Raw genomic sequence first — 21,981 nt, 5'->3', positions numbered from 1 at the left:
CTATTCCTCCCCTACCTCACGCCTGCGCCAAGCGAGGCAGAGGAGCAGGACTACCGCACCGCCTACCATGCCCACGACGGGCCAGGCGGGCGGGCGACGCATGGCTGCCTGTCCGACCTCTGCCTCCGCATCGGCGTGATCTGACGGTGAGCCTTCCCCGGTGTTCGAGGCGGATGTGGACCCTGTGCCTGGAGCCGATGACTTCGTGGCTTGGCTGCCAGGCGCACTGGCGTTGGAGCTCTGCCTGGAGCCGACGCCCGGCGTCGGGGTCCCCTTGCCGCCAGCACTTCGTCCGCCGCCTGGCGTGCCCGCGCCCTTGGACTGGCCGACGCCCTGGGACTGTCCGTCCTTCGGGTCCGATTGCGCGCCCTTGGGGTCCGGCTGCTCGGGCTGGGAACCGGGCACGAGCTTGAAGAGGGCTCCCGAGTCGTTGCCGTAGTAGAGGCTGCCGTCAGCTCCGGCAACCACCGAGGTAATGCCGAACTGCTGCCGGCCAGCCTCGGGCTGGTACAGGAGCGTCGCCCCGGAATCACCGGCCCTGAACAGGTAGACGCCACCTGGGAGTGCGTTGCAGGTGAAGTAGACGTAGGTCCCGTCCTCGCCCGTGCGGACCAGGGGGCTAGACTTGACCTCTCCGGGAAGCGCCGCACCGGACTTCAGGACCTCGGCCTTGGAGACGACCCTCATCGACGAGGCGTCTATCTCGTAGATGCCCCCCGCATACCTTCCGTTCAGGAGCCTCCTGCCACCCACGTAGAGCCTCCCGCCCACGAGCGTGGGCGTCGAGGTGCTGTAGTCGCTGAACCTGACCCGGTCCTCCTCGCGAAGTTCGCCGCTTGCACCCAGGGCGAGGCGGTGAAGCACTCCGTCCCTGGTGACCACGAAGATGACCTTGCCGTCGGGGGAAGCAACGACGCCGGCGCGAGATGACTCCCCCAGGTCGAGGGTCCCCAGCTCCCTGCCGTCCGATGCGTCGAGGACGCGAACGGCACCGGAGTCATCCGCGACTATGGCACGACCTCCGACGAGCGTGACGCCCGACCAGTAGAAGCCCGTCTGGGAGTTCTCCCTCCTCCAGCGAATGCTACCGTCCCGCAGGCTCACGCAGAGGAAGTAGCCGCCCTGCGAACCGCCACCGGCGTCCGCTGCGGCAGTGCCGTAGTACAGGTAGCCGCCCTGCACCGTCAGGGTGCTCAGCGACTGCTGGGGCAGGCCGTTGGACTCGGGGAGGGCGTCCTTTATCGCCCACTTGGTCTTCAGGCTGTCTGCCGCGACGGCCTGAAGGCGCCCACCGTGCAGAGGAACGACTACGAGACCGCCGTCGTACACCAGGCGTGCCGTGGAGTCGACCGAGGTGAGGAGTTGGGCACTGCCAAGCTCCTTCCCCGTGGTGGCATCAAGCGCATAGAGGACGTCTCCCCTCGCGACGAAGACCCTACCGCCCGCAAGGACGGGATCGCTTGGCGCCCCCTCGCCCGCACTCGGAGCAAAGGTCCACTGCGCCTCGCCGCCTTCGACGGGGGTTGCCGCGGAAGTGGACCCCTTTTCGCCCTCGCCCCTGAAGCCCGGCCATTCGGATGGCCAGTCCGGGAGTCTGAGGCCAGGATCGACGGTGACGTCGTTCTTTGGGTACTCCCTCTTCTCCGTTCCGTACGCCCAGACGATCTCGTCTCCTGGGCCCAGGACGTAGTTGGACGCGTATTCCTTCGACATCTCGCCGTTGACAAAGAACTGCCACCAGCTCCAGCCGCCGTCCTGTCCCTGGACTGCTCCAAGCTGCGATGTCCCGTTGGGAAGCGTCTGCCCCGAGCGGGCGGAGATGGTGTAGATGCCATCGTCCACGTCGAAGCCGGCGTCGTTCAGCACCTGCTTGGAGAGCTGAGCCGCCGTGGTTCCCTCGGGCACAGCCAGCTCGCGGGAAGAGACCCAACTGACGTCTGCGCCCCCCGCGCCAGGCCCCACGACCCGGACCTTGGCCGTGACCATCCTCTTGTCGTCCTCGGGCAGCTTGTCACCGTAGGCCGAGTAGCACCAGACGATGGAATCACCCTTCTTCAACGTGATTCCGCCCGCCCCCTCGTCGGCGGCGACGCCGTTCACGAAGAGCTGCCAATACCTGCCGGAGGCCTGGTCGTAGCTGAGCCTGCGGCTCCCGTCAGGCGAGCTGATGGTCGAGAGGTAGTAGCCGTACTGGCCGTTCTGGGACTCGTGGGCGAGCCCCGTCCCCTGGAGCATCCTCTCGGTGAGCACATCTGCAGTCGAGCCCTCGTCCAGCGCGTAGCTGGCCTCACGCGCCCAGACCTCGGGGCTTCCGAAGGCATCCCTTCCTATGACGGATGCCTTGACCTCGACCTGTGGCCTGGGTGCGTCGACGCCGGTCGTGCCCAGCACCCTCAGCTGCGCGGAGACCGGCTGCGAGACGAGGGAGCGGAGCCTCTCTCCCCAGACGGGGTCGTCCCCACGGAGCCTCGCAAGCTCGGAGTAGCGCTCGTCCGTCAGCACGGAGCTGACGGTGACCTCCTGGTTGTAGGTGGGCTGGGGGCTGAATAGGCTGAGCATGGTGCTGTTGTCGGCGTTCCAGGCGAGCTGCAGCGTCTCGTTGAGCACGAGCTTGGTGTTGCTCGAGCGGAAGGTGCGCGCCTGGTCGTAGCTGCCCATGCTGTCGTACTCGGGGAACTGCTCGGGAACGACGCCCGCGTGCGCCGACGACTCGGAGACGTTGCGCGCCCAGCGCAGCTCGCCCGAGTCGTCCAGGTACGCCTTCTGGAAGGTGGAGAGGTTCTTGGATATGCCGAGCGGCGACTGCCCGGCCGCGAGGGCGGCCGCGTAACCCGCCTTGACCCTTGCCATCAGGTCGAGGGCGGCGCCGACCTCTTGGGAGTCCAGCGGCTTGACGGAAAGTCGCAGGGTCTTGCTGGCCCTCACCTCGGGATTCTCCCTGCTCTGGATGGTGCAGGTGAGCTCGGCCTCGCCCTCCTGCTCCCCGGGAAGCGGGCGCACGACCCGGGCGGCATAGCCGTTCACCTTGATCGCGTCAGTGGAGCTGGAGTAGCTCACGCGATCCAGCTTGCCGTCCACGCCCAGGGTGCGCGTCGTGGGAAGCTGCAGGTCGGCGTCTATGCCCTCCCCATTCGCCGGGATGGGGCCACCGCTCGAGTAGCTCAGGTTCGGGTAGACGAACCTGTCGTCAAGTGCCGACTGCAGGCGCGCGGACTCAGAGGCGACCTTCTCGGGATCGGCCTTGACCGTGACCTCAAAGACCTTGGTCACGCTGCCGAAGTCCGCCGCCCTCTCGACGTTGGCGTTGAGGTTTGAGTCGTTGGGGACGAGCGTCGCCGTGAGCGTGACCCTCTTGTCCACGGCACCGCGGGTCACCTTGCCCGCCGTGTCGACCGTCGCCTCGTCGGAGCTCGACCAACGAACGCTGGAGTACGCCTTGCGCTGGTCTGCCTGCAGGCTCGATGGCAGCGCGAGGTCGGAGGCCACTGAATCCAGAGAGGAATTGCCCCCGAGGATGGACTCCGTGTCGAGCGCCTGTCCCTCGACCTCCATCTGGCTGTGGAAGTAATCCTGGTCCCAGCCTATGGTGACGCTCTTGGGCTTCGAGACCGCCGTGCAGTCGTCCGCCGCGAAGGCGAAGCTGCAGCTTACGTTGGGGTTGTGGAAGCTGCCGTCGAGGGACGACCTCCGGTAGCCGATGCTTCCGTCGGCCGCGACGCGCTGGGGGTCTGCCGTCGAGGCGACGGAGACCGTGACTCCCTCGAGGGCGGGCTTGCCCAGCTTCTCCGCGAGCAGGCTGCGCACGAGCTCGTTGGCGTTCTTGTCCTTGCGGTAGCACGGCCTGAGTGCGCCAAGCGCGTCATCCAGGGCCCTCGCCAGGGCGTCCACCCTGGCCTGGTTGGGGTCGTCATAGAGCTTGAGGCGGACGAGGTCCTCGGCCTTGCTGCCGTCCGGCTCGTAGGTCGTGCGCGCCTTGTAGCCGTCGGAGCCCGTGATGGTGACGGCGTAGGGGCCGTCCGAGAGCGCAAGCGCGTAGCGGCCGTCGGCTCCCGGCCGGTCGGTCACCGTCTCGTCCTCGTCCTCTCCGTAGGGGTCCTCCTCGACATGGGTCACGGTGACCTTCGCGCCGGCGTCAACGCTGCCGTCGGCGTCGATGCCGACGAAGCTCACGACCACCTCGCTGAGCTTCAGCTGGACGTCCTGCGACGCGGCCATACCCTCCGTGACGGAAAGGGTCCTCGTTGCCTGACCGTAGTGGTCGGCAGATGCGCTGACCTGCAGCTTCTGCCCGACGACGACGCGATAGCTGCCGTCGGGCTGGGGAGAGAGGACCTGACCGGAGTAGCCGCCCTTCCTCACGACGACCTTCGCACCCTTGATCTGGGCGCCCGTTGCGTCGACCGCCCTGAAGGAGAGGTCCACGAAGGCGAGGGGATTCAGCTTGATGCCCGCGGAGCCGTTGCCGGCAGGCCTGAAGCTGCCGTCCTCGTAGTCCTCGTAGCCGTCGGCCGTCACCTTCACGTAGTAGGTCTTGGTGGAGTCGAGCTCGTAGAGCCCCTGGTCGTTGGGACGGACCGAGCTACCCCAAGAGTTGCCCTCGTTGACCTTGACCGCGGTCGCGTCGACCCTCTTGCCCGTCTTAGCGTCTACGGGGGAAAGGTCGACCTGGTAGGTCGTGGGACCGGGCTCGAGCACGAGGGTGACCGTGGCGTGCGCCAGCTCCCTGGCGTTCCCGTCCTCCATGGCGGAAGCGCTCGTGCCGGGCGCGTAGGCCCGTATGGTGAGCGCTACGGTTGCGTCGCCGCCGACGGGACGCCCGACGATGTTGAACCTGCCGCTCGTGATGCCCCTGCTCGCGCTGACGTAGGCGTTCTGCTCGACGGTCAGCGCGTAGGAATACGTCTTGTCGTTGACCAGGGGACGGAAGTTGAGGGAGGTGTTCGGGCTACCGTTCTTCGTCTTGTAGCCGATGTCGTAGCTCAGTCCGTCGGCAGACTTCTGGACGGCGTCGCCCCCGCCGGAGATAATTCGGGTGTCCCTCAGGAACTGGTCCAGATGCTCCTGGGCCTGGGCGCCGCCCTTGTCCGACGGCCCTGACGTTGGGGCGCCATCCGACTCGAGGCCTGGCTGGGCCACGGCCTCGGCGGCAGCCGCCCCTCCCCCATCGGATGCCACCTCGGCCCAGGCCTGGGCGGGGACGCCGCCCAGCGCCAGGCCGAGAGAGAGCACGACCGCAAGGCCGCCTTGGGCCAGCTTGACCGGTGTGGGAAAGCGCATTCCCGCTCCTCTCGCCCCAAAGGGCACGAAGAGGGCAGGCAGGATGGAGGCGCCGCACGCGCCCGCCAGACGGCGCGCACGCATGGCGCGCCTCTCCCTGGAACACAGTTCCCGCTGGTCCGGAGTCGAACCGGAATCCTTTTTCCTAGGCTTTGCAGCTGTAGGACCGTGCCCTCGGTGTCTTTTCAGTTGGGCATCATTCTAGCAGCTGGGATGCCGTCCCGAGGCCGGGCAAGGGGCCTCGGCAGACCCTACGACCTGCCCCGCTGCGGGCGTGCCGCCCTGCGCGACCAGACGAGGACCCCCACCCCCAGCACGACCAGGGGAAGCGAGAGGCACTGACCCATGGTGAGCCAACCCGTCCCCAGGAGGTAGCCCAGCTGGGCGTCGGGAAGGCGCACGAACTCCACGAGGAAGCGGAAGCAGCCATAGAGCGCGAGGAAGGTTCCCAGGAAGGTCCCCTGGGGACGTACCGGGCTGCGACGCGAGAGCACATAGAGGACGCAGAACATCACGACGCCCTCGAGCAGGGCCTCGTAGAGCTGGGAGGGGTGGCGGTACACGTGGCCACCGCCGTTGTTCCAGAACATGACGCCCCAGGGCAGGCTCGTCTCCTTGCCCCAGAGCTCCCCGTTCACGAAGTTGGCGCAGCGGCCGAAGAAGAGCCCCAGGGGTGCGCCGATGACCGCGAGGTCCGCGACCGTGGGGATGGAGAGGTGCAGCCTGCGACAGGCGAGCGAGCCTCCCAGCACCGCGCCGACGAGCCCCCCGTGGAAGCTCATCCCGCCCTCGGAGAGGGCAAGGATCTTGAGCGGGTTGGCCAGGTAGAAGCCGTCCCCGTAGAAGAGCACGTAGCCGAGGCGACCGCCCAGGATGACCCCGAGGGCGATGCCCACCATGACCTCCGTCAGGTCGTCCAGGCTGAACTCTATGCCCCAGCGCCTGGACACCTTCCAGATGGCGACGCCAGCGCAGACGAAGCCCGCGAAGTAGGCCAGCCCGTACCAGCGGACCGAGAGCGGGCCCAGCGTGAACGCGATGGGGTTCAGTCCCTGGTAGATGGCATCAAGCCACATGAAGGCTCCTCTCGCCTGCCCACGGGGCAAAAAACTGCTGCGGCCCCTCCCGGGACCGCAGCGTCGAAAGTTCCTGCAGGTGCTACCACGCCATGGCGGGCTCGACCTTGGTGACGCCGGGCACGTGCTCCTTGAGGATGCGCTCGATGCCCTCGCTCATGTCGTAGCTCGAGAGCGGGCAGCCCGCGCAGGCGCCCTGCATCTCGAGGGTCACGACGCCCTCGTCGTTGACGTTGACCAGCACCACGTCGCCCCCATCGGCCTGGAGGCTCTGGCGGATGACGCCCAGGGTCGCGTCCAGGAGCTCGCGGTTGACCGGGGTCCTCTGCTCGTCTGCCATGCTCTTCCTCTCCTCGTGCGGCAATTCCCACCACATCGATTCCATTTACGTTGCTGAGTCTACCCAAACCTCGCCGCAAGACTCCGAGGACGCCCCACAAAACCCAGAAGTGACCATCGCCGTCAGTCGATCGCCTCGAAGAGGTGGCCTGAGTCGTGGTTTGCGAGGCGACGGAGGGGAGGTCGGCCCGCCTGGACGGCCTTGAGCGCGGCGGCGACGCGGCCGACGGCGGAGGCGGCCTCGTCGGGCGAGAGGAGCGTGCAGTCGGCCATGAAGCGCGTCATCCCCGCCGCGAGGAGCTCCGGCAGCTCAGGCGTGGCGTCCAGGGGCGTGGCGGCATAGATGCGACTACGGCCGTGCACGTCGGTCCGGACGGGCATGAGGCTTCCGTCGGTCGCCCTCAGGCTGTGCGGGCGCCTCCTCAGGGCGCAGCGCGGACAGTCGTGTATGCAGCGGTCCGCGACCTGGAGGACGCAATGCTCGCTGGTCATGGCGCGCGTGCGCCCAAGGACCATGCGACCCGTGGGCACCGAGGCAGCCCGCGCGAGCGCGCAGCCCTCCTCCAGCGTGAGCTCGGGCGAGAGCCAGATGCCCGCGGCGCCGGCGCGCTCGAGGGCGACCGCGGCGCTGGTGTTGTGCACGGGGATGCAATCGCGGACCTCGGCCATGGCACCCCTCCGGGCGGCGAGGGCGAGCTCGCTCACGTTGCCCACCGCGCAGGGCGCCCCGGGCCTCACGAGGGCATCGAGGCGCTCGTGGTCGCACTCGCGGCAGACCTCGTCGAGCCAGGGAACCAGGACGCAGCCCCCGGGCAGCACGAGTCCATCCATGTCCCGCAGCGCCTCGGGCGTGGCATAGAGACGCGTGGCGCCTGCCTTGACCGCCGCCTCCGCCGAGTCGAGGTCGTCCACCAGGGCGCAGACCTCGGCCGCTCCCGCACCCTGCGTGGCTGGTGCGCCTCTCAGGTTTCCCAGCTCGAGCTCGATGTCACGAAGGTCGGGCACCGTGGCGAGGCCCTCCGCGCGCGCCCTGACGGGTGCCTCGACCTGGCGCGTCAGCTCCTCCACCGCCCGGGCGCGCAGCGCATGGACGGCGCTGAACCCCATGCCGCAGCCCTCGTCCAGCTCGACCTCGAACGAGCGGGGCTCGAAGGGGGACGAGCCCATGCGACCCACGTGCTCGACGAGGTCCTCGCGCGTCACGGGACGGGTGCGCGCGGGCTCGACGACGAAGCCCTCCGCCCGCGCCGATGCGCTCCCGTCGCAGCAGACGAGCTCGACGGCGAAGGGCTGGCCCAGGTGAGAGACGACGCGCACGTCTACGCCGCGTCGCGGCCTGAGCTCGCCCGTGGCGGCGCGCGCGGCGTCGTCCATGGCACGCTTCGAGCGAATCACGCGCACGGCGCTGCCCCGAGGCAGCACGCGGGTGGCGCGGCAGCTGATGGTGTCGCCCGGCAGCGCGTCCGAAGGGGCGTGCGCGGTAAGAAACTGGCTGGAATCGTCCTGGGGACGGAGCTCCAGAAGGTCGCCCGCACCGACCGGGCGGTCGAGCAGGACGTCGATCTCGGCGAAGGTCTTGCTGCGGAGGCGCTCGCGACCGCCGTTGGACCCCCCGCGCCTCACCTTTCCGCCGCCCAGGTCACGGCTGCCCACGACGCTTCCCACGAGCTCGCCCCGGTTGTTCGAGCGCTCGTAGCTCATCATGTCGTCGTCCGAGCGGTGGTCCAGGTAGCTGTTGGTGAAGTCGCGGTTGAAGGCGCGGCGGAGCCGGTCGTGGATCAGGTCGCTCTCGGACGGGGTCGACGTGCGCCCGGCCGCGAGCTCGTCGAGGGCGAGGCGATAGGACGAGACGACCGAGTGCACATAGTCGGGGGCCTTCATGCGGCCCTCGACCTTGAGAGAGCCCAGCCCGGCGTCGTTAAGGCGCGCGAGGTCGTCGACCGTGCAGTAGTCCTTGGGACAGAGCGGGCGACCACGGCCCTCGGCGGAGACGACCCTCCCCCGCCCGTCCAGGAGCTCGTAGGGGAGGCGGCAGGGCTGGGCGCAGAGGCCACGGTTGGCCGAGCGGTTCCCCTTGAGCGAGCTCATCATGCAGACGCCCGAGTAGCAGAAGCAGAGCGCACCGTGGCCGAAGCCCTCGAGCTCCACGCCCTCGCGGGCGATCGTGGCTATCTCGTCAACCGAGAGCTCCCTCGAGAGGGTGACGCGGCCCACCCCAAGGTCGCGGCACCAGGCGACGCCGCGGGCGTCATGGACGTTGGCCTGAGTCGAGACGTGGCACTCCATCTGCGGGAAGCGGCGGCGAACCTCCATGAGCAGGCCCCAGTCCTGGATGATGAAGGCGTCGGCGCCCAGGAGCCAGGCCTTTCTCACCAGGGCAAGCGCGCGGGGCATCTCGTCGGTGCGGATGACGACGTTGACCGTCACGTACACGCGGCAGCCGACCAGATGCGCGTCGCGGCAGGCGCGCCCGAAGGTCTCGTAGTTGAAGTTATGGGCGCCACGGCGGGCGTTGAAGTCGCTGCCCAGGGCGCAGTAGATGGCGTCGGCACCGGCTGCCAGCGCGGCGTTGAACTGCTCGGGACCGCCTGCGGGCGCAAGAAGCTCGGGCACGCCGTGCCTCTCGCGAAAGCTGTGCGGCGCAGCGGAAATGTGGGGGCGACCCGCCGCCACACCCTCGATCGACTCACAGGCTCTGCTGGCCTGCGCCTCCGCCGGCGCAGCCTTCCCCGATCCGAACGTCCCCATGCCCATCCTCGTCGACGTCCCCTCCAAAGACGGGAGAGACTCTACCCCAGGAGGGCGCTGGACGGCGCCAGAAAGAAGCGAACACAGGCAGAGGCCACGCACGCGACGCTGCTTACGCGTACGTGCGGGACGAGGCGGGGGACGTGCCCCGATGGCGTGATGGTGGGCCGGGGGGCACGATCCAGGCCCATGCGTCCAGGTCGCCTGGCCCGCCATGCCACCATGCATCGCCAGTCGATATATTTTGTACATAATTAAATATAAGAATTTATTATATTTATGGAATGCGATTAGCTCGCAATATCGATATCCACGATAAGTTATAACGGGTGGAGAGGACCGGCGGCAGGTCGGGCGCGGCGGGAGCCTTGGGGGACCGCGGGCAGTCACCACCCTATGGCCGGGCGCAGCCACCAAAGGATTGGAGAGACCCATGTTCAGGCACGCGCTTACCCACCCAGCAATCACCCGACGCGGACTGCTACGGCTCGGGGCGGCCGCATCGCTGCTCTCCGTCTGGGCACTCCCCGGCTGCTCCGGGAACGGGGCGGACGACGGTGGGACGAATGGGGGCAAGGACGTCGCCTCATCCGCTCCCCTCTCCGGCAAGTCCCTGAACGTGTACTGCGGCGCCGGCATGGCCGAACCGTTCAAGGAGATAGCCCAGAGGTTCCAGGACGAGACCGGCTGCACCATGAACGTCACCTACGCCAATGCGGCACAGATCGCCACGCAGATACGCGAGTCCGGCACGGGCGACCTGTGGATAGCCGGCTCCGTCGAGGAGACGGAGAGGCTGGGGGACGCCCTGGCCGCCAGCACGGACCTCGTGCGGCACATCCCCGTCCTCGCCGTTCCGAGCTCGAACCCCAGGAACATCCAGTCCATTGTCGACCTCGCGAACGCCGACGCCATACTCATAGGCGACCCCGAGTCGACCCCCATCGGAAAGGTCGCTCGGGCGGCGATGACGAAGGCCGGCATCTGGGACGAGGTGCAAGGAAGGGTCTCGACCACGACCACCGCCCCGCAGATCTCCGCCGCGCTCGCGAACGGGCAGGGGGACGCCGGCATCGTATGGAAGGAGAACGTCGGGGAGGGGGTCTCCATCGTGGCGGAGTCCGACATGGAGCCCTTCGCCAAGACCGTCCCCGCGGCGGAGCTGTCAGGCGCGTCCGACAGCGAGGCACTCTCGGAGTTCGTCGGGTTCCTGACCAGCGACGAAGCTCGGAAGATCTGGGAGTCCCACGGCTACGAGACGGTCTAGGGATGCATCGTTCTCACCTGGCGACCACTCGGAGGAGAGAGCTGTTCCCGGTCCTGTGCGTCGCGACGAGCGCGGTGCTCGTCCTCTTCATGGGCACCACCATCCTCGCGATCGCGGCGAACGGAATCGCCCATCTGGGCCTTGCCCTCTCGTCCGAAGAGGTCATGTTTTCTCTCCGCATGAGCGTGATGACGTCTTCCCTCTCGACCGCCCTGTGCATGGCGCTCGCCCTCCCGTGCGCCTGGGCAATGACGAGGGGAGGCCTCCCCTGCCGACGCGCGCTCGAGACCCTCGTGGAGCTCACGCTGTCGCTGCCCTACATCGTCCTGGGCTTCGCCCTCCTGGTAATCTTCTCCTCCCCCTTCGGGGTGGCCCTGCGAGACCATGGCGTCTCGGTGGTCTTCCAGCCCGCGGGCATCGTCCTCGCCCAGACGGCCGTCAACGTGCCCTTCGCCCTCCGCATGTCGAGAACCGCCCTGTGCGGGGTCGACCGACGCATGGAGTTCGTGGCGAGGACGCTGGGCGCGGGCTCGTGGGACGTGTTCAGGACCATCACGCTGCCCCTGTGCCGAAACCAGCTCGTCTCGGCACTCGTCCTCACCTGGGCGAGGGGAATGGGTGAGTTCGGCGCCACGCTCATGCTGGTCGGCGTGACGCGCATGCGGACCGAGACGCTGCCCGGGAGCATCTTCCTGAGCATCTCCACGGGAGACACGGACACGGCGATGGCGACCGCGATGATCATGCTCCTCGTCTCTGCGGCCGCCCTGACGGCGGCGAACGTCCTGGGCGGGCACCCCGTCTCGCGCGCAGAAGGAGCTCGTGAGGTCTGATGGGCATCGGAATCGAGATCAGGGGGCTCGTCGTGCGTAGGGGGCAGTTCGTCCTGAGGGTGCCGCGGCTGAGCATCTCCCCCGGCGAGTCCTTCGCCGTGCTCGGACGGACGGGGTCAGGCAAGACGGTCCTCATGGAGAGCATAGCCGGCGCGTGCGAGGTCAGCGAGGGAAGCATCGAGCTCGACGGGACGAACGTCCGCGAGCTCGATCCCAGGGACCGTCGCATCGGGCTGCTGTACCAGGACTGCCTGCTGTTCCCCCACCTCAGCGTGGTGGACAACGTCGCCTATGGCCCGCAGAGGATGGGTGCCGGGACACACGAGGCGCGGTGGCACGCCCAGGAGCTCCTCGAACTCCTGGGGGTCGGCCAACTTGCCGACGCGCATCCCAACCTGCTCAGCGGAGGCGAGGCGCAGCGCGTCGCCCTCGCCCGGGCTCTGGCGACGCGTCCGGGGATGCTCGTCCTGGACGAGCCGTTCAGCGCGCTGGACCCGACCACACGAGGCGACATACGCGACGCCGTGAGGCGCGTCGTCCGCGACTTCGGCTGCACCCTGCTGTTCGTCACGCACGACTTCAGCGAGGCGCAGGAGATGTCGGAGCGCGTGGGCATCGTCCTCGACGGCAGGCTCAGGACCGTGGTCGACTCCACGCTGCTGCTCCGCACCACCCACGAGGACGACGTGGCACGTTTTCTTGGAATCCAACCCTAAGAAGGATCCGCATGACATTCATTCCTGACCAGCGCATCGACCAGCTTATATCCGAGGACATCCCCTACCTCGACCTCACCTGCGAGCTCCTGGGCATCGGAGGGCGGAGGGGGCGCATGGAGTACCTCACCCGCGAGGACTGCGTGCTGGCGGGCGGGGACGTGGCGGCGCGCGTCATGGAACGCCTGGGCGCCACCGTCGTCTCGCTCGAGCCGGACGGGAGCAGAATCGCGGCCGGCGGCACCCTCATGGTCGTCGAGGGCGCGGCGGGCCAGCTGCACATGGGCTGGAAGGTCGCGCTCAACCTCTTCGACCACCTCTCGGGAGTGGCGACGAAGACCCGGCGGATGGTCGACGCGGCACACCGCGCCAACCCCTCCTGCGAGGTCCTCACGACGAGGAAGAGCCTGCCGGGCGCCAAGGACCTCCTCACCCTCGCAGTCCACGCGGGTGGCGCCTGGCCGCATCGCCTGGGCCTCTCCGAGACGGTCCTCGTGTTCTCTCAGCACGTGGCATTCTTGGACGGGATGGACGGCCTGGCACGAAGGCTCGCGGAGGTCAGGGGCTCCTGCGTCGAGAAGAAGCTGTTCGTCGAGGCAGGGCCCGACGAGGCCCTGGAGCTCGCGCGCGGCTTGGATGGCAGGAGGCTCGTCGACGGCATCCAGCTCGACAAGATCCCGGTCGACCAGCTGGCGGACCTGGTGCTGCGACTCCGCGAGGCGGACCCGCAGCTGACCCTGATAGCCGCAGGGGGCGTGAACGAGGGGAACGCCGAGTCCTACGCCGCGACGGGCGTCGACGGCATCGTGACCACGGCACCGTTCAACGCGCCCCCCATCGACATGACCGCACGGATGGAGGCAATCTGACGCAACGGGCACCTACCATGCATGGTAGGTGCCCGCATCATGTGCTCGAAGGGACGAGTCCCGAGCCTCCTAGACCAGGCGCGCCCAGCGCTTCTTGCCCGCCTGTACGTAGCAGCCCGCCTCGAAGAGCTCGGGGGCCACGTTGTAGTCCTTGGGGGCAATGGGCTGCCCGGCGACCTTGACGCCACCGCCGTCGATGAGGCGACGCGCCTCTCCCGCAGACTTGGCGATCCCGAGGTCGACGAGCAACTTGGCCAGGTAGACCCTGCCCTCGTCGTTGGGCTGGACCAGCGAGAGGGGGAACTCGGGGGTATCCTCGGGCGCCTCGTTCTTCTTGAACTGCGCGTCGAAGGCGGCCTCGGCGGACGCTCCCGCGCCCTCGCCGTGGTAGAGGTCAACGATGTTGCGACCCAGGGCGCGCTTGAGCTGGTAGGGATCGGCGCTGCCATCCGCGAAGGAGGCGTCGATGGCGTCGATCTCGTCCACCGTGAGCGTGGAGCACAGGCGGTAGTAGCGCGGGACCATCTCGTCGGTGATGCTCATGACCTTGCCGAACATGTCTGCGGGCTCGTCGGTGAGGCCGACGTAGTTGTGATAGCTCTTGGACATCTTCTTGACGCCGTCCGTGCCCTCGAGCAGGGGCATGGTGAGGGCTACCTGGGGCTCCATACCCATGGCGCGCATGAGGTCGCGGCCGGCGAGGAGGTTGAAGATCTGGTCGTTGCCGCCCATCTCGAGGTCGGCCTTGATGACCACGGAGTCGTACGCCTGGAGCACGGGGTAGATGAACTCGTGCAGGGCGATGGGCTGACCGCCCGCGTAGCGCTTGTGGAAGTCCTCGCGCTCGAGGATGCGCGCCACGTTGAACTGGCTCATGAGCTTGAGCATCTGGGCAAGGTCGAGGGGCTTGAGCCAGTCGCCGTTATGGACGATGGTCGTCCTCTCGGGATCCAGGATCTTCATTGCCTGCTCGACGTAGGTCCTGGCGTTCGCCTCGACCTGCTCCTCGGTGAGGGGCGGCCTGGTGCTGTCGCGGCCCGAGGGGTCGCCGATGAGCGCCGTGCCGTTGCCGATGATGAGGGTGACCTTGTGGCCGAGGTCCTGGAACTGGCGCATCTTGCGCAGGGGGACGGCATGCCCCAGGTGAAGGTCGGGGCTGGTGGGGTCGACGCCCAGCTTGATGTTGAGGGGCGTGCCCTTCTCGAGCTTCACCTTGAGCTCGTCCAGGGGGACGATCTGCATGGTTCCGGACGTGATGACCTTGAGCTGCTCTTCGACAGAAAGCAACGAACTTACCTCCATGGGTGGTCGGATGGACGTGCGCGCGATGGCACGCGGCCTTGGATTCTACTCCTGGGCCAGGGGGGTGGTGCGCACGGCAAGCGGCGCGGTCGCCTTCGGGGAGACGGTGACCTTGTAGCTCAGCTGGACCGTCTGCTGGGCACCGACGTGCAGGGTGCCCGTCCAGGCGTCGAGGCCGTAGAGGGTGTGCTCGTCGAGGCTGCTGCCGTCAGAGACGATGAGGCCGTCGACGTGGCCGCCAGCTGGCCCCAGGACCAGCGGGATGGTGATCATGTCACCCACGCTCCGCTTGTCAGGGTTCTTTCCCGAGATGTACTCGGGCATGCCTGCGAACTCGTCCTCGCTGCCGTTGTTCGTCAGGGAGGTCACCACCTCGTAGGTCGTGCTGCCGTCGGGGTTTCGCACGCCCTCGCCCACGGTCGTCTCGCAGGAGAGGTACCAGTCGATCTTCGACCAGGTGTTGTCGTTGAGGTAGACCCCGAGGACGGGGGTGGCCTCGTCCTGTCCGATCCCCCCGGACATGCCCAGGCCGTCCATCGCCCGTTCCTCGTCCGCATCGGCCATCCAGACCTGAAGGCGATGGTCGTCGGCGGACTTCTCGATGACGTCGGAGAGCCTCTTCACGTCGACGTCGCCCAACCCCCCCAGGACCTTCTGGAAGGACAGGCCGGCGACCTCGGCGAAGAACGCGTCCTGGTAGTCGGGGTTGTCCGGGTAGCGCCAGTAGACGCCGTTCATGAGCTCTGCGGCGGCGTTGTCGCCGTTCACCTCGGTCCCGTCCGAGGCGACGACGCCACCCGTGAGCGAGAGCAGCCTCTGGAGGAAGACCGGGTCGATTCCCACCACGCCGTCGACGCGGCTTCCCGTGTTGTCTTGGTACGCCTCGGCGAAGCGTGCGCCGGCGCGGGTGAAGTCGGGCGTGAAGTTGACGCCGCTGGGGTCGTCCACGCTGACCATGGGAAAGACCGCGCGCTCCTCGTCGCTCCAGTCGAAGGGGAAGTTCGCGGCGTGCTGGAGGGTGAGGGAGTCCCCCATCTGGATGACGCCGTCGGTGACGCTGAGCGTCGTCCATGAGCCGGCGAAGCCACCTGTGGCCCTCAGCTCGACGTTGTTCTGGGCGACGACGAGGTAGTTCCTCGTCTGGCCGTCGGCGCCGAGCATGGCGGGAAGCTGGGGCACGATGGCGTCCGCCTTGGCGAGGGCCTCGTCCGCCTTGCCCACCTTGGCCTGGACCTTGTCGAGGGCGGAGGCGAGCTGGGACAGGTGGGCCTTGGGCAGCCCAACGATGGTCTGGACGCTGCGGCGGACGACGGGAGAGAGCTGCTGCTCGAGGGCGGCCAGCTCCTTGACCCTCTCGACGTTCACGGCACCATCGCTCACGAGCCCCTTGAGCTGGAGGGCATCGGGATTCGCGGCAAGCGGGGTGAGCGCGTTGTCAGAGAGGTCGACGAGCACGTTGGCGAGACTCCGGACGCTCGAGACGTCACTGCCCACGACGGGGAGGAGCGAGCCGGCGGCCCAGAGGAGGCCGGACGTCTCGTTCTGCATGCCGTGCGCCGCCCCGTTGACGTCGGCGGCGATGGACGAGAGCCTCTCCGCGTCGCCGTCCTTGAGCGCGGCCTTGAGCCCGTCCACGCTGCCCACGACCTGCTGGGCCTCGGCCTCCACCCTCTGGGCCGAGACGTAGAGGCGCCATCCTCCCACGGCCATGAGCGCCAGGAGGCAGACGACGGCGCAGACGACCACGACGGCCACGACATGGCTGGAGCCTGGCTCCCCTCCTTCCGGGCCCCCTTTGGGGCCATCTTCGCCCACACGGGCGAAGCCCCGTCCCATCGTCTGCTGGAGGTCGGAGAAATGCCTGGCCATGAGAGTCCAATCGCTCGCTCGGGATTCCTGGCGCCGCCGGCGGAGCTTCCGCGGACGCACGCACAGCTCTCTAGAGTCTCTCACACGCCAGGGCGTGCGGCAGGCCTGCCGGCGACATTCCAGCATCTGAGCATAAGGGGAGCCCGGGGCGTCGGCCCCCGGGCTCCCTGGTCGTCCGATCGTGCCGAGGGGCTAGGCGCCTGGGCCAAGCTCCGCCACGCGGTCCTTGGCGAGGGCCTCCACCTCCGCCCAGCTGGGCATGGTGTCCTGCCCGCCCACCTTCGTGGCGCAGAGCGCGCCGGCGGCGGAGCCATAGACCATGCCGCCCTTGAGCGTGCCGCCGAAGGCGAGGTGGGCGACGACCTCCCCGAGGTAGGCGTCCCCGGAGCCCGTGGAGTCGACCGCGTCCACCGGGAAGGGGTCGATGCGCACGAACTTGCCGTGGCTGAGCGCCACGGAGCCCTCGGAGCCCAGCGTGACGATGACGTCACGGGCGCCCTTGCCGGCGAAGAAGCGCAGCGCCTCCTTGGCCGACTCGTCGTCTTCGGGGCAGATCCCGCTGATGGCGGCGCACTCGGTGCGGTTGACGCAGAGGAGGTCGAGCTGGGGGTATATCTCGTCGGGCAGCTCGCGGGCGGGCGATGCGTTGAGCACGGTGTAGAGCCCGTTGCGCTTCGCGCAGGATATCGCCTTCATGGTCACGTCGAAGTCGCACTCGAGCTGGGTCAGGAAGATGTTTCCGAGGCCGCGCAGGCCGTGGATGGCGGCCCGCACCTCCTCGTAGGTCATCTTCTCGTTGGCGCCGGCGTCCAGGATGACGTGGTTGTTGCCCTTGGTGCGAAGCACGACCGCGGTCGCCGTCGCCGCGCGCGTGGTGGCGCTCACGTTCATGCATACCACCCCGTGCATGGCCAGGGACGAGACGAGCTCGCGCCCGTTGGGGTCGTTGCCGACCTTGCCCACCATGAAGGTGTCCGCCCCCATGCGCGCGGAGGCGACGGCCTGGTTGCCCCCCTTGCCGCCGGGCACTGTCACGAAGCCGGACCCGCGCACGGTCTCCCCGAGCTCGGGAAGCCGGTCGCACTCGATGGACATGTCGGTGTTGAGGCTACCGAATACGACGACCTTCCTCATGCCGCACTTCCTCCCTGACGCCTGTTGGGTCTCGATGTCCCCAGAGAGCATGCGATCGAGCGTCGCGGCGTTGGCCCCAAGCTCCTCGCCATCATCCAGGGGCTCCAGCATACCATCCCCCGGGCCAGGCCTCCGTCACCCGTGGGCGAGGGGTCGGCCTCCGGAAGGCCAAGGGAAGGGGGCGCAGCCAGCGATCCAGAGACCGACGAGCGACGACAGGTGCGCTATGCCCGGTCGATCTCGGTTCGGCTGATGATCTCGTCCTGAACCTCCTTGCAGAGCTCGTTGAAGAAGGCGGAGTACCCCGCGACGCGGACCACGAGGTCGCGGTGCTTCTCGGGATGCTGCTGGGCGTCGATGAGCGTCTTGTTGTCCAGGTAGTTGAACTGCATCTCTCCGTTTCCGAACATGGAGGCGGTGCGCAGCAGCGTGATGAGACCGTTCTCGCCCTCGGGAGTGTCGAGTAATCCGCTCATGAGTTTGAAGTTGTGCACCATGCCGATGTTCATGGAGTCGTTGGAGAGCTTGGAGACGGACTTGATGATGGCGGTGGGGCCCTTGTGGTCGGCGCCCTGGGTGGGGCTGATGCCGTCGGACAGCGGGGTCCATGCGTTGCGGCCGTTCGCGGTGGCGCCGGTCATCTCGCCGAAGGGCGTGTTGTTGGAGATGGAGAGGGTGCCCGTGGACATGTGCGAGTACAGCGTCTTGAAGTCGAGGTGGATGCGCTCGGTGTAGTCGATGATGTCGGCCGCGATGCTGTCGGCGTAGTCGTCGTCGTTGCCGTACTTGGGGGCGTCCAGGCAGTCCTGCCTCATCTGCTCGAAGCCCGCGAAGTCTGCCTTGAGCCCCTCGAAGAGCTCGCCGAGGGTGTACTTGTGGTCGTCGAACACGAGCTTCTTGATTGCCGCCATGGAGTCGGCATAGGTCGCAAGGCCCGTCCACACGACGCCGGGGCCATAGTTGTACATGGCGCCACCGGACGAGACGTCCTTGCCGCTCTCCATGCAGCCCTCGTACATGATGGACATGAGGGGCTTGGGAGCCACGTCGCGCGCGACGCGCTGCGAGATGACCGTGGCGACGTCGGTCCACTTGGTCACGTAGTAGATGGTCTTCTTGACCGCCTCGTCGAACTCCTCGAAGGTCTTGTACTGCGAGGGGTCGCCGAGGTCCGGCGTGACCTGCTTGCCGTACCACAGGGGGACGCCGTGGTTGAGCGTGAGCTCGATGCAGATGGGCCACTGGGTGTAGGAGGTGGATGTCCACTGGTAGAGGCGGCCGGACTTCTGAGGTTCGACGCAGCCCATCATGCAGTAGTCGCGCGCGTCCTCGACCGAGACGCCCTTGGCGAGCATCATCTTGATGTGGGTGTCGTCGAAGTGACAGGCGGGGAAGCCCATGCCGGAGCGCACGATGTCGACGATCTTGCGCATGTACTTCTCGGGCGACTTGTTGTGGATGCGGCAGGCGATGGAGGGCTGGTAGACCTTCACGTGGCGCACGGCGTCCATGAGGACGTAGGTGAGCTCGTTGGTGGCGTCGTGCCCCTGGCGGGTGACTCCGCCCAGCGTCATGTTGACGAAGGGCTGGTAGCCGGCGAAGAACTCGGACTGCCCGCGGGAGGTGACCCACATCATCTCGCTCATCTTGATGAGCATGCAGCCGGCGATGTCGAAGGCCTGGTACGGGGTGAGGCGTCCCGCCTCGATGTCAGCCTTGTAGAAGGGATACATGTACTGGTCGACGCGGCCGAGTGACATGCCGGTCTGGTTCTCCTCGACCGGAAGCAGGCTCTCGATGACGAAGACGGACTGCACCGCCTCCCAGAAGGTGCTGGGCTTGTGGGCGGGAACGTGCGAGAGGATCGTCGAGATCTGCTCGAGCTCGGCCTTGCGCTTGGCGTCGTGGCAGGCGGAGGCAAGCTCGTGGGCGTAGTCGCTCATGCGCTTGGCGTAAGTCATGACGCCCTCGGTGGTGTCGATGACCGACTTGTAGAAGTAGATCTTGTCGAGGTCGTCGGGGTTGGCGTAGTCCAGATGGGCGAGATGCTCCTTCGCCTCGTTCTGGATGTCGATCATGCCCTTCTTCATGAGGATGACGTCATAGCCGGGGTTGGAGTCGCCGCCGCCGCTCATGGCGTGGTAGGAGCAGTCAGAGACGAAGGACTCGCCGGAGAGCTCCCACACCCCCGCCTCGCGGTACTGGTCCTCGCAGACCTCGTCCTGGGACTTGCCCTCCCAGAAGGGGAAGAGGACCTCGCGGCAATACTGCTTGTCCTCCTCCGAGATGTAGAAGGGGTCCTGGGGGCGGTCACCGATGGTGTCGAGCTCGTCGCGCAGCCAGCGCCAGGCGAGGTCGGGCGAGAACGCGCCCGCTCGCGGCGCGCCACAGGGAGCTCCCACCACGAGCTCGTCGTCCTGGATGACCAGAGGGGCGGTCTCGCAGCAGCGGCGGAAGGCCTTGGCGCGCAGCTCGATCTTGGGCATGCCCGGGTTGGCCTTCATGGTCTCGGTGACCGCGCGGGCGCGGTGCATGGTGATGGTGGGGACCTGCTTGAGGAAGTTGTCCTTCAGGCGAAGCTGGCGGTCGGTGGGGCCGTCGGGCACGTCGTAGGGATCGTGCGAGCCGGCAGTGGCCGCGTGCCCCTCGGACAGCGGCACCTCGAGCTGGTCGGCCACCTTCTCGAACATGCGGCGAACGGTGGCGCGCTGCTCGTCAGACATGTCCTTGGTCGCCTCGGAAAGCTCCTTCGCGAACTCCTTGATGTCCATTCTCACTCCTCCACGAAATCGTTCTTCATTGCTTGCACCACGCCAGAGAACCAGTCCTGCGGCTCCTTGCCTGACCCTGCGGCGACCTCCCGCCGCGTTCCGCCCGGCCCGTCGGGGTCGGGAAGGCGAACCTTGATGACGACGGGCGTGTGGTCGCATGACCCCGCCTTGTCGAGAAGGGCCCGCTCGGCCTCCCCGCCCGATATGCCCACCTGGCGCCTTCGTACGAAGTCCTCGTAGGTGACGCCGAGCCTGGACGTGGTGGCACTGTTCCAGCCCGTCACCGTGAGCGTCTTGGGAAGGTCGCTGTGGCAGCCGATGCATCCCAGCGCGGTGCTCACGTTCACGAGGACCCTGCCGACGGGCTTCTTGAGGATGAACTGGCGAATGACCTCTGGGTCCTTCGAGAAGATGGCGAGGGCGTTCCCGCTCCCGCTGCCCAGGATCAGCTCTATGCACTTCTCGCAGGCGTGGCGCCAGTCGTCCTCGACGAAGTACGAGAGCACGGGCCCGAACTTCGCCCTCGAGAAGAGGCTCCCCTCGCTCACGTAGGGCCTCTCCACGACCAGGACCTTGGTGGACTCGGGGACCTCGACGTCAGCCCGACGGGCGAGGTCGAAGGCGCTCTTGCCGATGAGCTCGCGGTAGGGGCGGCCGTCGGGCATGAAGAGGGACGAGACGAGCCGCTCCGCCTCCTCGTCGCTCAGGAAGTGGCAGCCGCGACGGCGCAGCTCTTCCTGGAAGCGTGTGTCGACGGCGCGCTCCACCACGACGCTCTGCTCGGCTCCAGGGAGCATGCCGTAGCAGTACGACTTGCCCAGCACCACCTCGTCCGCGCAGGCGCTCAGGTCTGCCGTGGACTCCACGAACACGGGGTTGTTGCCCAGCGTCGCGAAGTAGACGTCCTTGCCTGCGGCGTCGAAGCGCCGGGGGTCCGAGCCGTCCTCGCGCGAGTCGATGACCACGCGCACGCAGGGCTGGGAGCAGACCCACTCCTCGCCCTCGGGGCAGAAGATGCTCAGGTACCCGAGCGCCTCGGCGGGATAGTGGCAGAACTCGGCGATCTTGAGCACGTCTCCCATGACCATCGCGCAGGTCTCGTGCACGCGCGCGCTCGCCGAGAACACGACGGGGCTCTTGGAGCGCACCGCCATGACGAGCTGGCTCAGCATGGTGGGTACCGAGAGCCAGTCGGGGAGCAGCGAGACGACGACGCCCTTGGGAAGGCAGACCTCCGCCGAGCCGTTGCTGGAGCGGACGATCCTCTGCACGGGCGTCTGGGCGCTGACCTCCCCCAGAAGGTCGGTGAGGACCCACTTCGTGAGGCCCGCCTCGTCCTCGGGAGAGCAGTAGTCGCTCTCTGCGAAGGCTTCCTCCGCGTACTCCCCCGCCTTGGGGAGCAGTCCCTCCCGCAGGTGCTGGAGGAAGTCGTCGACCAGCGTGCCCGGGAGCCCCTCGAGGACCTCCGCGGAGTCCGCGGCACGCTCCAGGAGGATGCGCGCCTCCTGGATGGAGAGAAGGTCGTTGTCGATGAGAGACATGGGCACCCCATTAGTAGGGCAGGAGCTTCTCGACGGTGTACTTGTCGGTGATCTTCTTGGGGCTGGGGTGGGGGCGGGCGATCACGACGGAGCTGTAGACCTCCGCCCCCAGGGCCTCGACGGCCTTGACGCCGGCGGTGACCGCGGCCTCGCAGGCGGCGACGTCGCCCTCGACGAGGATCGAGATGTAGCCGGAGGCGGTGTTCTCGTAACCGATGAGCCTGACGTCTCCCGCCTTG

14 protein-coding genes are annotated in these 21,981 nt (G+C 67.6%); 4 read left to right on the top strand and 10 right to left on the bottom strand.

Features of this window, described 5'->3' with window-relative positions; translation table 11 throughout:
• The 4 genes from Q5923_RS07555 to Q5923_RS07540 all read right to left on the bottom strand — a co-directional run bounded on the left by Q5923_RS07555 (nucleotide 1) and on the right by Q5923_RS07540 (nucleotide 9,305).
• Nucleotides 1–5,277 (bottom strand): DUF4430 domain-containing protein, encoded by a 5,277-nt coding sequence (locus Q5923_RS07555; protein WP_303133218.1) that lies wholly within the window; start codon nucleotides 5,275–5,277, stop codon nucleotides 1–3.
• 251 nt (nucleotides 5,278–5,528) lie between these two features.
• Nucleotides 5,529–6,353, bottom strand: coding sequence for a prolipoprotein diacylglyceryl transferase (lgt, locus tag Q5923_RS07550; protein WP_303133216.1), 825 nt, complete (start codon nucleotides 6,351–6,353; stop codon nucleotides 5,529–5,531).
• An 82-nt stretch (nucleotides 6,354–6,435) separates the two neighbouring features.
• A complete protein-coding gene (locus Q5923_RS07545) occupies nucleotides 6,436–6,693 on the bottom strand; it encodes a NifU family protein (protein ID WP_062531400.1) in 258 nt (85 codons plus the stop codon).
• 122 nt (nucleotides 6,694–6,815) lie between these two features.
• Nucleotides 6,816–9,305 carry a U32 family peptidase gene (locus Q5923_RS07540; RefSeq protein ID WP_303133214.1) on the bottom strand — a complete coding sequence of 830 codons (2,490 nt, stop codon included), beginning with the start codon at nucleotides 9,303–9,305 and terminating at the stop codon, nucleotides 6,816–6,818.
• A 568-nt stretch (nucleotides 9,306–9,873) separates the two neighbouring features.
• Between Q5923_RS07540 and modA the strand changes: the two genes are divergently transcribed.
• From modA to modD, 4 genes are read left to right on the top strand one after another with little or no spacing between them, the layout of a single operon-like run.
• Nucleotides 9,874–10,707 carry a molybdate ABC transporter substrate-binding protein gene (modA, locus tag Q5923_RS07535; RefSeq protein WP_303133212.1) on the top strand — a complete coding sequence of 278 codons (834 nt, stop codon included), beginning with the start codon at nucleotides 9,874–9,876 and terminating at the stop codon, nucleotides 10,705–10,707.
• 2 nt (nucleotides 10,708–10,709) lie between these two features.
• Nucleotides 10,710–11,540: an ABC transporter permease gene (locus Q5923_RS07530; RefSeq protein WP_303133210.1), complete on the top strand. Its 831-nt coding sequence runs from the start codon at nucleotides 10,710–10,712 to the stop codon at nucleotides 11,538–11,540.
• Nucleotides 11,540–12,256, top strand: coding sequence for an ABC transporter ATP-binding protein (locus tag Q5923_RS07525; RefSeq protein ID WP_303133209.1), 717 nt, complete (start codon nucleotides 11,540–11,542; stop codon nucleotides 12,254–12,256). Before Q5923_RS07530 ends, Q5923_RS07525 begins: the two co-directional genes overlap by 1 nt.
• Nucleotides 12,257–12,267: 11 nt before the next feature.
• Nucleotides 12,268–13,125 (top strand): ModD protein, encoded by an 858-nt coding sequence (gene modD / locus Q5923_RS07520; protein ID WP_062531405.1) that lies wholly within the window; start codon nucleotides 12,268–12,270, stop codon nucleotides 13,123–13,125.
• 69 nt (nucleotides 13,126–13,194) lie between these two features.
• On the opposite strand, the gene tyrS is transcribed toward modD, so the two are convergent.
• The 6 genes from tyrS to Q5923_RS07490 form a co-directional block, all read right to left on the bottom strand.
• Nucleotides 13,195–14,412: a tyrosine--tRNA ligase gene (gene tyrS, locus Q5923_RS07515; RefSeq protein WP_062531406.1), complete on the bottom strand. Its 1,218-nt coding sequence runs from the start codon at nucleotides 14,410–14,412 to the stop codon at nucleotides 13,195–13,197.
• A gap of 60 nt (nucleotides 14,413–14,472) precedes the next feature.
• The gene (locus Q5923_RS07510; protein ID WP_303133208.1) at nucleotides 14,473–16,296 is read right to left on the bottom strand and encodes a DUF4012 domain-containing protein; all 1,824 of its coding nucleotides are present in this window, start codon (nucleotides 16,294–16,296) and stop codon (nucleotides 14,473–14,475) included.
• A 192-nt stretch (nucleotides 16,297–16,488) separates the two neighbouring features.
• Nucleotides 16,489–17,541 (bottom strand): ribokinase, encoded by a 1,053-nt coding sequence (locus Q5923_RS07505; RefSeq protein WP_303133207.1) that lies wholly within the window; start codon nucleotides 17,539–17,541, stop codon nucleotides 16,489–16,491.
• 113 nt (nucleotides 17,542–17,654) lie between these two features.
• Entirely contained in the window at nucleotides 17,655–20,201 is a 2,547-nt protein-coding gene (cutC, locus tag Q5923_RS07500; protein WP_303133206.1) for a choline trimethylamine-lyase, read from the bottom strand.
• 2 nt (nucleotides 20,202–20,203) lie between these two features.
• Nucleotides 20,204–21,742, bottom strand: a complete 1,539-nt coding sequence (locus Q5923_RS07495) for a hypothetical protein (RefSeq protein WP_062530910.1) — start codon at nucleotides 21,740–21,742, stop codon at nucleotides 20,204–20,206.
• A 10-nt stretch (nucleotides 21,743–21,752) separates the two neighbouring features.
• Nucleotides 21,753–21,981 (bottom strand): BMC domain-containing protein (locus Q5923_RS07490; RefSeq protein ID WP_303133204.1); only part of this gene is annotated, 229 nt, incomplete at its 5' end.

Source organism: uncultured Olsenella sp., from assembly GCF_959602185.1.
In the GTDB taxonomy this organism is placed as follows: Bacteria; Actinomycetota; Coriobacteriia; order Coriobacteriales; family Atopobiaceae; genus Olsenella_I; species Olsenella_I phocaeensis.
This window is presented reverse-complemented; position numbering and strand designations above follow the sequence as displayed.